11 protein-coding genes and 1 other annotated feature are annotated in these 12600 nt (G+C 38.0%); of the genes, 2 read left to right on the plus strand and 9 right to left on the minus strand.

What is annotated here, in order from left to right:
• Positions 1-79: 79 nt before the first annotated feature.
• Entirely contained in the window at positions 80-946 is an 867-nt protein-coding gene (locus QN089_RS09955) for an ATP-grasp domain-containing protein (protein ID WP_285215243.1), read from the plus strand.
• Positions 947-953: 7 nt separating this feature from the next.
• Complete coding sequence (locus QN089_RS09960) at positions 954-1775, plus strand: ATP-grasp domain-containing protein (RefSeq protein WP_068452242.1); 822 nt, start codon at positions 954-956, stop codon at positions 1773-1775.
• Between the two features lie 141 nt (positions 1776-1916).
• Here the strand turns inward: QN089_RS09960 and QN089_RS09965 are convergent, their stop codons facing one another.
• The 9 genes from QN089_RS09965 to yihA form a co-directional block, all read right to left on the minus strand.
• A complete protein-coding gene (locus tag QN089_RS09965; RefSeq protein WP_068452239.1) occupies positions 1917-4565 on the minus strand; it encodes a valine--tRNA ligase in 2649 nt (882 codons plus the stop codon).
• A 66-nt stretch (positions 4566-4631) separates the two neighbouring features.
• Positions 4632-4845, minus strand: a binding site (T-box leader).
• Between the two features lie 99 nt (positions 4846-4944).
• Positions 4945-6237, minus strand: a complete 1293-nt coding sequence (gene hemL / locus QN089_RS09970; RefSeq protein ID WP_068452236.1) for a glutamate-1-semialdehyde 2,1-aminomutase — start codon at positions 6235-6237, stop codon at positions 4945-4947.
• 2 nt (positions 6238-6239) lie between these two features.
• Complete coding sequence (gene hemB / locus QN089_RS09975; RefSeq protein WP_285215244.1) at positions 6240-7223, minus strand: porphobilinogen synthase; 984 nt, start codon at positions 7221-7223, stop codon at positions 6240-6242.
• Position 7224: 1 nt separating this feature from the next.
• On the minus strand, positions 7225-7983 hold the full coding sequence (locus QN089_RS09980) for a uroporphyrinogen-III synthase (RefSeq protein ID WP_068452230.1): 759 nt from the start codon (positions 7981-7983) through the stop codon (positions 7225-7227).
• Positions 7973-8905: a hydroxymethylbilane synthase gene (gene hemC / locus QN089_RS09985; protein WP_068452227.1), complete on the minus strand. Its 933-nt coding sequence runs from the start codon at positions 8903-8905 to the stop codon at positions 7973-7975. Before hemC ends, QN089_RS09980 begins: the two co-directional genes overlap by 11 nt.
• An 18-nt stretch (positions 8906-8923) precedes the next feature.
• Positions 8924-9754 (minus strand): cytochrome c biogenesis protein CcsA, encoded by an 831-nt coding sequence (ccsA, locus tag QN089_RS09990; protein ID WP_087680358.1) that lies wholly within the window; start codon positions 9752-9754, stop codon positions 8924-8926.
• Positions 9755-9840: 86 nt separating this feature from the next.
• Positions 9841-11205 carry a glutamyl-tRNA reductase gene (gene hemA, locus QN089_RS09995; protein ID WP_068452221.1) on the minus strand — a complete coding sequence of 455 codons (1365 nt, stop codon included), beginning with the start codon at positions 11203-11205 and terminating at the stop codon, positions 9841-9843.
• Positions 11206-11350: 145 nt separating this feature from the next.
• Entirely contained in the window at positions 11351-11956 is a 606-nt protein-coding gene (locus QN089_RS10000; RefSeq protein ID WP_068452218.1) for a precorrin-2 dehydrogenase/sirohydrochlorin ferrochelatase family protein, read from the minus strand.
• Between the two features lie 62 nt (positions 11957-12018).
• Positions 12019-12600: a ribosome biogenesis GTP-binding protein YihA/YsxC gene (gene yihA / locus QN089_RS10005; protein WP_068452215.1), complete on the minus strand. Its 582-nt coding sequence runs from the start codon at positions 12598-12600 to the stop codon at positions 12019-12021.

The raw sequence follows: 12600 nt of genomic DNA on the forward strand, positions 1-12600 counted from the left end.
ATTCATTTTCTACGTAATTCGTGCTAAAATTTGTATTGATTGTTTTTATTATAACACTGTTATTCGGAGGTTTGAACGTATGAAGACATGCTGGATTATTTACAATGGTAGTCTTGTATCGGATAAATTTTTAGACCAAGCAAGACTCATGGCTGAAGCCTGTCAAAATCATGGCGTTCAACCGTTTATTTATAAAAATTATGAAATTCAAATGCATTCCGCTAAAAAGTTAGAACAGGCACCTGACTTTGTCATCTTTTTAGATAAGGATATTTTGCTCGCTACGTATTTAAAAAATCAAGGAATTCCCGTTTTCAATGATCCTGAAGTGATTGAAACATGTGACAATAAAGCAAAGCAATACATACAATTAGCCAAAGCAAATATTCGTATGCCAAAAACGATTATCGCACCGAAAGTCTACCCTAAATTCACAATTCGTGAAAGTGGTTATTTTGAAGGTGTATTAGAAGAACTTGGACTACCTCTTATTATTAAGGAGGCGCATGGTTCATTTGGTATGAAAGTGTATTTAATTGAAACACAAGAAGACTTTTTCGAAAAGGTAGATACACTACGTGGTGTTGACTTCATCTTCCAACAATATATCGCATCAAGCTATGGACGTGATATTCGTGTCAATACGATTGGTGATGAAGTCGTCGCTGCAATGTATCGTCACTCTGAAACAGATTTCAGAGCGAATATTACAAATGGTGGTAAAGCTGAAACGATTACATTAACAAAAGAACAGGAACAATTAGCGCTCGCAGCAGCCAAAGCGATCGGTGCTGACTTCGCTGGTGTTGATTTACTGTTTGATGAACAAGAACAGCCACTTGTATGTGAAGTCAACGCAGCTTCACATATTCGCAACATTTACAATGTAACAGGTATTCACGTGGGCGATGCATTCGTTCAGTATATTTTAAAAAAGTTAGGATGAGAAGATTTTGAAACGCGCATATCTTGTATATGACGCAGCTGATGCAAAAGTGAATATGGCCTTTATCAATCAGCTCGTCGTATCTGCAAAAAAACAGATGATTGACTTGCAACTTGTGCTGTTAAATGACTTCTCTGTTCCAGAATTAGTCGAACATTGCCAAGATGCTTGTTTTGTATTTTATCGTGCACGTAACTGTGACTATGTTACTTCATTGGAACAAGCAAATATTCCGGTTGTAAATAGCAGTCACGTAAACGCACTCGCAAATAATAAATATATGACTTTACAATTTGCTCGAACACTTGGCATTCCAACTGTTCCACTCTATCAACAAGCTTCAGATTACGAGTATCCACTTGTATTTAAAACAATTGATGGACATGGTGGCTCAGAAGTCATGCTTTGTCAGGATGAACAAGAGTTAAATGCTTGTCAAAAACAGTTTGAAAATCGTTTAACACTGGTTCAACCTTATATTGAATCCAATGCGACAGATGTTCGCGTTTGGGTGCTCGGTAACCGTATTATTGGTGCGGTTAAACGTCAAGGTCGTGCTGATTTTCGTTCGAATGTCACATTAGGTGGTTCGATTGAAAAATATGAACTTGATTCACTTCAAATGGACCATGTACTTGCGATGCAAAAAGCCATTCGTAGCGATTATATCGGTATGGACTTCTTACTACTAGAAGACGGTACATGGCTATTGAATGAAATTGAAGACCCTGTAGGTGCTCGTTCATTCTATGATTTATTCGATGAATATTTACCTGATTTACTGATGGATTATTTAGTGAATCATTATGTAAACGTAACAATTTATTAAAAAAAGATACTGAGATAAAACATTTCATTTTCTTTTTAGAGTTCGCAACAAAAAACCAGAATCGCGCCACAGTGCGATTCTGGTTTTTATTATGCTCATATGAGACGGTGTTTTTACACATATGTCCCAGGCTATTTTTTATTACATTTCTTTTAGTTCTGCAATACGTTTTTGAACAGTTGCTTGTTTTTCAAGATAGTCTGCTTCTTTTTCACGCTCTGCTGCAACAACTGCTTCAGGTGCGCTTGAAACAAATTTCTCGTTGTTCAATTTACCTTGAACACGTTTTACTTCTTTATTCCACTTGTCTAACTCTTTTTCAAGACGTGCAATCTCATCTTCTAAGTTAATTAAACCTTTTAGTGGTAAGAATAACTCTGCTCCTGAAATAACTGCTGACATCGTTTTACCTTCTGGTTCTACGTTTAAGCCAATTGTTAATGTTTCTGGGTTACAGAATTTTTCGATATATCCTTTATTCGCTTCAAGTACAGCTAATTCTACATCTGATTTTGCTGAGATGAACATTGGTACTTGTTTGCTCATTGGTGTATTTACTTCTGCACGAATGTTACGAACTGCATGGATAATATCCATTAATAACTGCATGTTTTTCGCTTCTTCTTCAAAGTGAAGATCTTCGCGTACTGTTGGCCATGCTGCATTTACGATTGTGTCGCCTTCGTGTGGTAAGTGTTGCCAGATTTCTTCTGTGATGAATGGCATTAATGGGTGTAATAGACGCATCGTTTGATCTAATACGTAAGCAAGTACTGAACGAGTTGTTTTCTTCGCTGCTTCATCCTCACCATATAATGGTAATTTCGCCATCTCGATATACCAAGAACAGAAATCATCCCAGATGAAGTTATTTAAGTAACGACCTACTTCACCAAACTCATACTTCTCAGCAAGCTCTGTTACTTTTTCGATTGTTTCATTTAAGCGTGTTAAAATCCACTTATCTGCAACTGATTTTTCACCTGTTAAATCAATCTCATCATATGTCATGCCTTCCATATTCATTAATGCAAAACGTGAAGCATTCCAAATTTTGTTTGAGAAGTTCCAAATCGCTTCTACTTTTTCAGTTGTATAACGTAAATCTTGACCTGGTGATGAACCTGTTGCTAAGAAGAAGCGTAATGAGTCTGCGCCGTATTCTGCGATGACGTCCATCGGATCAACACCGTTACCAAGTGATTTTGACATCTTACGACCTTCACCGTCACGTACTAAACCATGAATTAATACGTCTTTGAATGGACGCTCGCCTGTGAATTCAAGTGATTGGAAAATCATACGAGATACCCAGAAGAAGATGATGTCATAACCTGTTACAAGTGCACCTGTTGGGAAGTAGCGTTTGAAATCTTCTGATTCAACGTCTGGCCACCCCATTGTTGAAAACGGCCATAATGCAGATGAGAACCATGTATCTAATACGTCTGCATCGCGTGTCCAGTTTTCTTCATCAGCTGGTGCTTCTGTACCTACATATAATTCACCTGTTTCGTTATGATACCAAGCTGGAATTTGATGTCCCCACCATAATTGACGTGAAATACACCAGTCATGGATATTCTCCATCCAACGTGTGTACGTATTTTCAAAGCGTTGTGGCACGAAGTTTACTTTTTCGTCTTCTTTCGCTTGTAAATCAAGTGCCTCTTTTGCTAGTGGTCCCATTTTAACAAACCATTGTTTTGATAAATATGGTTCAACTACTGCACCAGAACGCTCTGAGTGACCTACTGAATGTAAGTGATCGACGATTTTAATTAATACACCTTGTTCTTGTAAATCTTTTACGATTTCTTTACGGCATTCAAAGCGGTCCATACCTGCATATTTACCAGCCATATCATTCATCGTACCGTCGCCATTCATCACCATAATGCGCTCTAGGTTATGACGATTACCTACTTCAAAGTCATTCGGGTCATGTGCTGGTGTCATTTTTACAACACCTGTACCGAATTCCATGTCTACATAGTCATCTGCAACGATTGGTAATTCACGACCTACGATTGGTAGAATTGCCGTTTTACCGATTAAGTGTGCGTAACGTTCATCATTCGGGTTTACTGCAATCCCTGAGTCACCTAACATTGTTTCTGGACGTGTTGTAGCGATTTCTACTTTTTCGTCGCTATCTTTGATTGGGTATTCCATATGGTAGAATGCACCTTGTACATCTTTATAAATTACTTCGATATCTGAAAGTGCTGTTTGTGCTGCTGGGTCCCAGTTGATAATACGTTCACCGCGGTAGATTAGGCCTTTTTCGTATAATTTTACGAATACTTCTTTTACCGCATCTGATAAACCATCATCTAATGTGAAACGTTCGCGTGAGTAATCTAATGCTAAACCTAGTTTCGCCCATTGCGCACGAATTGTTTCAGCATATTCTTCTTTCCACTCCCATGTTTTCTCTAGGAATTTTTCACGACCTAAATCGTGACGAGATACGCCTTGTTCGCGTAATTTTGCTTCTACTTTTGCTTGTGTTGCAATACCAGCATGGTCCATACCTGGTAACCATAATGCATCATAACCTTGCATACGCTTCATACGAATTAAGATATCTTGTAATGTTGTATCCCAAGCGTGACCTAAATGTAATTTACCTGTTACGTTTGGCGGTGGAATTACGATTGAGTACGGTTCTTTATCACTCTCTGGTTGTGCTTTAAAGCAATCTTTTTGTAGCCACCACTCGTAGCGACCTGTTTCAACAGCTTGTGGGTCATACTTCGTTGGCATTGAAATTTCTTGTTCTGACATGTTTTCGTCCTCCTTCATTTCTTGACCATCCATTTTAGGCATAAAAAAAATCCTTCACATCCTTAAAAAAAGGACGAAAGAATTCGCGGTACCACCTTTATTCCAGCACAGTTGACTGGCACTTCATTGGATAACGGTCTCTAAACCGAATTTCGCTACTAAAATCTGTTCACGAAATTTGCTCATGGGCTACCTTCAGACATCTACTTGAGAAACTTTCACCAACCGTTTCCTCTCTCGACAAGTAAGAATGCTTACTCCTCCCAATCATTGCAATTGTTTATTTGAATAAGCTAATTGTATCTGAATTTATAGCTTTTAGCAATACAGTGCATAAAAAAACTTCGACACATATACTGTGCCGAAGTATCTCTTAAAATTAACGACGTAATTGCTTAAATACTTTTTGGAAAGCTGCGATTGTTTGGTCGATATGTTGTTCTGTATGCGCTGTTGATACGAATACACCTTCGAATTGTGATGGTGGTAAGAAGATTCCTTCTTGTGCCATTAAACCGTAGTATTCAGCGAATAATTCTAAATCAGATGTTTTCGCTGTATCAAAGTCGATTACTTTTTCATTTGTTAAGAAGTAACCAATCATTGAACCTGCACGATTCACTGTATGTGGAATATTGTATGTTTCAGCTGCTTCTCTAAAACCAGCTTCTAAACGATCCCCTAATTTTTCAAAGTGTTTATATGAATCCTCTGTTAAATGTTGAATCGTTTCAAGTCCTGCTGTCATCGCAAGTGGGTTACCTGATAGCGTACCTGCTTGATAGATTGGACCAGCTGGTGCGATTCGTTCCATAATATCACGACGACCACCGAAAGCACCTACAGGTAGTCCTCCGCCGATTACTTTACCAAGACATGTTAAATCAGGTGTTACACCGTAGTAACCTTGTGCTGAATGGTAGCCTACGCGGAAACCAGTCATGACTTCATCAAAGATTAATAGAGAACCTGCTTTTTTCGTCAAGTCACGTAAACCTTCTAAGAAGCCTGGAAGCGGTGGTACACAGCCCATATTTCCAGCAACCGGTTCAACGATTACTGCTGCAATCTCTTCACCGAATGCTTCAAATACTTGTTGAACTGCTTCTAAATTATTATAAGGAACTGTTAATGTGTTTTGTGCAATTGACATTGGAACGCCAGGACTATCTGGTAAACCAAGTGTCGCAACACCTGAACCCGCTTTGATTAATAGTGAATCACCATGTCCATGATATGAACCTTCAAATTTCAAGATTTTATCGCGACCTGTGAAACCACGTGCTGCACGAATGGCAGACATTGTAGCCTCTGTACCAGACGATACCATACGAATCATCTCAACAGAAGGTACACGACGAATCACTTCTTTCGCTAATTCGTTTTCAATACGTGTTGACGCACCAAATGATGTACCTGTTGTAGCAACTCGTTGAATCGCTGCTACTACGTCTGGATGTGTATGACCGATAATGAGTGGACCCCAAGATAAAACGTAGTCGATATAATCATTGCCATCGACATCTGTAATAATCGCTCCATGACCTTTTTCCATAACGATTGGCTCTTGTTTAACAGCTTTGAACGCACGAACAGGACTATTTACGCCACCAGGCATTAAATCTACTGCTTCTGCAAAAACTTTACGTGATTCTTCAAAAGAACGTGTCATCTCTATTTCTCCTCCAACCAACGTGCCGCATCTTTTGCATGGTACGTCATGATTAAATCTGCACCTGCACGTTTCATACTTAGTAATGTTTCTAAAACCGTTTGCTTTTCATCCATCCAACCATTTAATGCTGCTGCTTTGACCATTGCATATTCGCCTGATACATTGTAAGCAACAACTGGCATATCATGGTTATTACGTACATCACGTATAATATCTAAATACGATAATGCTGGTTTAACGATTAAGAAATCAACGCCTTCTTCAACATCTGAAGCTGCTTCACGCATCGCTTCTAAACGATTTGACGGGTCCATTTGATACGTTTTACGATCACCAAACTTTGGTGCACCATCTGCTGCTTCACGGAAAGGTCCATAGTAAGCAGAAGCATATTTTACTGCATAGGACATAATCGGTGTATCTTCAAATCCAGCTTCATCTAATCCTTTACGAATCGCCGCAACAAAACCATCCATCATGTTTGAAGGTGCGATAATATCAGCACCTGCTTTTGCTTGTGAAATAGCTGTTTGTGCTAATAAATCAAGTGAAGGATCATTTAAAATACGTTCATCTTCTGACACAACACCACAGTGACCATGCGATGTATATTCACATAGACATGTATCTGCAATGACCATGACTTCAGGATAGTTCTCTTTTACAAAGCGAATCGCTTTTTGAATAATCCCATGATCATGATAAGCTTCTGACCCAACTGCGTCTTTCTCAGCAGGTAAACCGAATAAAATAACAGAAGGAATACCTAGGGCAACAACCTCATCCATTTCCTCATGTAAACGATCTAATGAGAATTGATAAATTCCCGGCATAGAAGCGACAGGGTTTTTAACATTCTCGCCTTCCATTACAAAAATAGGGTAGATGAAATCTTCTTTATGTAGATACGTTTCTTTTACCATTGCACGCATCGTTGCATTTTGTCGTAAACGTCTGTGTCTTTTAAATTGTAAGTTTGTCATATTAAGATTCCTTTCTTCTTGCGATTTCTTCAATTACCTGTTGCATCGTGTATGTTTTTGGCTGGATAATATCCCATGCACCAAGTGCGATTAATGCTTTTTCGGTTACATGACCAATCGCTGCCACTTGGATTTGTTCCCAATCGTGTAGAGGTAATATTTCCTCAGCATACACACGCACAGCCGAGGGACTTGCAAAAACAACCGTACAATTTTTATGTTGAATTTGCTCTTTCAATTCTGGAATTGACTTTTTTGTTGGACGTGTTTCATAAATTGTCCATGTTTCTACTCGACATTTGAGACCATTTGGAATCGTGTCTTTCGCCATCGAACCTCGCATAAATAGACAGGTCGTTTCAGGCTGTAAAAAACGATTAAACTCTTTCACCATTGTATCTGCACTATACGTTGTCGGAACAAAGTGAATTGAAAAACCTGCCATTTCTAAAGCTTCGGCTGTTTTTTCACCCACAACTGCAATTCGCTGTTCTATCCACAAACTTGCATCCTGTTCGTATTGTTCCATTTTTCTAATGAATGCGTGTACTGCATTTTGACTTGTGAAAATTAGCCAGTCTACTTGCTGACTACGCTGCAAAAATAAGCCATCATCATTTGACTGTACATCGGCCACTTCAATCAAAGGTAAATGAAGTGCTTCTCCACCTAGCGCCTCGATTTGTGACTGAGCTTGACCTGTAATCGAGGTGCCTGTTAACACAATGGTATCATGTTGAAGCGGTTGATTATTGCTCATTTTGCTCCGCTTTTACTTTTTGAATCAATTCATACGCACCTTGCTCAGTCAGTTGTTTTGCTACTACTTCTCCTACTGTTTTTGCATCTGTGTGTGTGGCTTTTTCATGGTAGAAGACAGAAGCATCTGGTGCAGCAACAAGTCCTTCAAAATGTAATTGTCCTGCTTCATATGTTGCGTATCCAGCGATTGGCACTTGACATCCACCATCCATCGCTGCTAAAAAAGCACGTTCTGCATGTGCTGTTTCCCAAGTCGCTTGGTCTGTCATTTTTGCCAATGCCGCTAACAATTCGGCATCATCTGCTCGACATTCAATTCCTAACGACCCTTGTCCTACAGCAGGTACACAAAGATCAGTTGATAAATATTCAGTTACAACATCATCTGACCAACCAAGTCGTTTTAAACCAGCAGCAGCTAAAATAATCGCATCATATTCGCCAGCTTCTAATTTAGCTAAACGTGTGTCTACATTTCCACGAATCCATTTAATCGTTAAGTCTGGGCGTGCTTTTAATAATTGAGCACTACGACGTAAGCTTGATGTACCGACAACCGCACCTTCTGGTAAATCCATGAATTTTACATGATTTTTTGAGATGAAGGCATCACGCGCATCTTCACGTTTTGGAATACATCCAATAACTAAACCTTCTGGTAAAACCGCTGGCATATCTTTCATACTATGTACAGCGAAATCAATCTCTTGGTCGAATAAGGCTTGTTCAATCTCTTTTACAAACAAACCTTTTCCGCCAACTTTTGATAACTGTACATCTAAAATACGATCGCCTTTTGTCACAATCTCTTTGACCTCAAATTCAAACGGTGCACCTGTTTTCTTTAATTCTTCGATGAACCAATTTGTTTGAGTTAAGGCTAACTTACTTCTTCTTGAACCAACAATAATTTTACGCAAAATAATCCTACCCTTCTGTTAATACCAAAAATGGAAACCTGATAAGCTACTTCCTAAAAAGAAATTAATAATAACCAATAAAAAGGCACATATGTTGACCCATGCCAATCGAATTGAATGTAGTTGATCGCGACGATTCAATAACACAATCATACAATAGACAAACAATGTAATGAATGAACCGATGATTTTTACATCAAATACATTTAAATTATCGACGGTGATATAAGCCCACATAAACCCTAAAATCAGACTGATAAAAAGAATGGGAATCCCAATTACCATTGCCCAATTTGAACTACTTTCTGCTTGTCCAAGCGATGGTAGCCTCGTCCACTGCTTCGTCCATTTTTTCTTTTTTAATACATTGTATAAAATAACGTACAATGTCGAAAAGACAAAAGATAATGAAAAAGCAACATAAGACAAAATCGCAAACATCACATGAATAAATAATAACTCAGAAACTAAATTCTCACCTACAGGTGATTGCGCCACTTGGTTTGGTGCAAATGTATGAATAACCATAAAGATAAACCCGAGAATATTAATAAAGAATACAGGTAAATCGGCTCGATAAACACAATGCAGTAAAATCGAGATGGATACTAATAACCAACTATAAAAATAAATCCCTTCAAATAGTGTCAGAATCGGGAATCGATGCGTTTGAATAATATATACAATTAAAAAAACTGATTGTAAAATCCAAACAACCGAAACAAACCAAAAAGCGATTCGACGTGACTTTGCATCTTTTTTTAAATAATCTACAAAGTAAAAAATTATCCCGATTGCGTATAGCACAACGATTGCTTCGTGCAATCGGGTCATTGCTAAATCGGTCATATACGACGCTCCTTATATATCATGAAAAAAACGCTCTCGCATCTATATTTTAACACATAGATACGAAAACGTTCTTAAATCAGCTCTTAAAAAGTAAATTTAGGTTCTGCAACGACTTCTTCTGCTACTCGTTTTTGATAGCGCTCTTCTGATTGTAGTTGCTGTTGCTCAATTTGAGCCTGTGTATCTTCTTCAATCCCAAAAATACGTTGGAACAGTTCCAATTGCTTCGCTGCATTTGGAGAACCTGCCAATTCTTTTGCTTGTAGAATTGGTTCTTTTAATAATTGGTTGACGATTGATTTGGTATGCTTACTTAAAATTTTTCGTTCACGATCTGTTAAATTCGGCATTTTATTTTCAATACTTTGCATTGTTTCAGCTTGAATTGTCGCCGCTTTTTGACGCAATGCTGAAATAACTGGAACAACGCCAAGTGTTCCCATCCAATCTTTGAATTCATGGATTTCTGTATCAATCATCTGTGTAATTTCGTTAGCAGCACGTTCACGTTCTGCTAGGTTCGCTTCGACAATTCCTTGTAAATCATCAATATCATATAAGAAAACACTTTGAAGTTCACTAATTTTCGGATCAATATCACGTGGTACTGCGATATCTACCATAAATAGAGGCTTCCCTTTGCGCATCTTCTCCACATAACGCATTAAATCATAATCAATGACATAATCTTTTGCACCAGTTGATGTAATCAAAATATCTGCCTCAAGTAATGTACATTGTAATTCTTGCATCGACTTCGCTGTACCTTGGAATTTATCAGCCAGTGTTTCTGCCTTTTCCATCGTACGATTGACAACAGTTACTTTTCCTACACCACTACCATATAAGTTTTCCATAGCAAGTTCGCCCATCTTACCAGCACCAAGAATTGCGACATGTGTTTTGTCCAGTGTATTGAAAATTTTCTTTGCAAGCTCAACAGCTGCATACGATACAGATACTGCATTTTCACCAATCGCTGTTTCGCCATGTGCTTTTTTCGCAAATGTTACACTTTGTTTAAATAAACGATTAAACAATGTCCCTGTTGTGCCAATTTGTTGTGCCTCTAAGAAGCTATGCTTTACTTGACCAAGAATTTGTGTTTCTCCTAGAACCATTGAATCAATTCCAGAAGTCACTTTGAATAAGTGTTGCATCGATTGATCATTTTCACGAATGTAAAGATGATTTTCGAATTCTGCAACCGGCATATTAAACCAATTCGCTAAAAATTGTTTAATATAATGACGACCAGTATGTAGTTGATCAACGACAGCATACACTTCTGTACGATTACATGTCGAAACAATTACATTCTCTAATATACTTTTTTCATTTTGTAATGCTCGCATTGCCTCAGCTAGTGCTTCTTCTGTTATTGAGAATTTTTCACGAACTTCGACAGGAGCTGTTTTGTAGTTCAAGCCTACTACAATTGTATGCATGACGTCATACACCTCTCACGTTCTATAATTATCGTCTATGATTATACCATACTCTGTCACTTTATATTTACAAAGTCTTATATAATTGCGATTACTGTCATATTTATATACAATCCAGCATATTTCCAGAATCATTTTAACAAATTCAGTTACGTTCTTCAAACAGGTTGTTTACAAATTGTTGTAATGTCTCGTTTCTCTCTTCGTCTGTCATATGAACATATATCTCATTCGTCACTTCTTCAAGTACTTCTTTTTGTCCTTTATACTGCACGCGTACATGCTGTAAAAAAGCAATGTAGCTTTCATAATGCGCATCAAACTGTTGTGACAACTGCTTTTTGATTTTCCTAGAAAAAATGGGACTTGCACCGTTTGTTCCAATACTTAAAACAAAATCACCACGCTGTACAACTGCCGGTAGTACTCCATTCCCTTTTTTTGCGTCATCTACTCGACAAATAATTGCTTGGCTATCTTGTTGAATTTGTTCGTTCACTGTCGTTTGATTCGTTGCAGCTATCACCAATTCATATTGTGCTGCCTCACCTAATTCATACAATCTTTTATGTAATGATATTTGTTGTTCCGTTAAATAATGTTCAAATTCAGGTAATAGTTGTTGCGCAATCACCGTAACTTGTCCCCCTGCTTCTACAAGTGTACGACATTTTCGATAAGCAATCTTACCACCGCCCACAATTAAAATGCGAATCTGTTCACTATTCAAATAAATTGGTATTTGTCCCATAGCAATCCCCTTTTTAGATGTGAAAAAGCAGATCAAGTGGTATCACTTCATCTGCTTGTTCTTTACATACGTTTTTCAATTTCTGCCCATGCTTCGTCAAATCCCATACCTGTTTCAGATGAGAAAAGAATGAGTGGATCAGATGGGTCCATATCAAGTGTCTCTTTTACCACTTTTTTATGTTGCGCCCATTTTCCTTTTTTCACTTTATCTGCTTTTGTCGCAATGATAATGCAAGGAATGTTGTAATGCTTTAAGAAATCGTACATCATGCAATCATCGTCTGTTGGTTCATGACGTAAATCAACAATCTGCACAACCGCTTTTAATATTTCACGACTTGTAAAATATTCTTCAATCATTTTTCCCCATGCTTCACGCTCTGATTTTGATACTTTCGCATAACCATAGCCTGGAACATCTACGAAAAATAGTTGTTCTTCAATTTTATAAAAGTTTAGTGTTTGTGTTTTACCTGGTTTTGATGAAATACGTGCTAAACTTTTACGACCAATCATCTTGTTAATAAAAGATGATTTACCGACATTTGAGCGACCTGCAAGTGCAAATTCTGGATACCCGTCCTCTGGGTACTGGTTTGGTCGAACTGCACTGATGACCATCTCGACATTATGGACTTTCAT

The organism is Kurthia sp. YJT4 (genome assembly GCF_030219945.1).
In the GTDB taxonomy this organism is placed as follows: domain Bacteria; phylum Bacillota; class Bacilli; order Bacillales_A; family Planococcaceae; genus Kurthia; species Kurthia gibsonii.

What these genes read in the sequence shown, in the direction of transcription:
- QN089_RS09955 (WP_285215243.1), top strand. Translation starts at nt 80, where the DNA reads ATGAAGACATGCTGGATTATTTACAATGGTAGTCTTGTATCGGATAAA.
- QN089_RS09965 (WP_068452239.1), bottom strand. Translation starts at nt 4,565, where the DNA reads ATGTCAGAACAAGAAATTTCAATGCCAACGAAGTATGACCCACAAGCT.
- hemL (WP_068452236.1), bottom strand. Translation starts at nt 6,237, where the DNA reads ATGACACGTTCTTTTGAAGAATCACGTAAAGTTTTTGCAGAAGCAGTA.
- hemB (WP_285215244.1), bottom strand. Translation starts at nt 7,223, where the DNA reads ATGACAAACTTACAATTTAAAAGACACAGACGTTTACGACAAAATGCA.
- QN089_RS09980 (WP_068452230.1), bottom strand. Translation starts at nt 7,983, where the DNA reads ATGAGCAATAATCAACCGCTTCAACATGATACCATTGTGTTAACAGGC.
- ccsA (WP_087680358.1), bottom strand. Translation starts at nt 9,754, where the DNA reads ATGACCGATTTAGCAATGACCCGATTGCACGAAGCAATCGTTGTGCTA.
- hemA (WP_068452221.1), bottom strand. Translation starts at nt 11,205, where the DNA reads ATGCATACAATTGTAGTAGGCTTGAACTACAAAACAGCTCCTGTCGAA.
- QN089_RS10000 (WP_068452218.1), bottom strand. Translation starts at nt 11,956, where the DNA reads ATGGGACAAATACCAATTTATTTGAATAGTGAACAGATTCGCATTTTA.
- yihA (WP_068452215.1), bottom strand. Translation starts at nt 12,600, where the DNA reads ATGAAAGTCCATAATGTCGAGATGGTCATCAGTGCAGTTCGACCAAAC.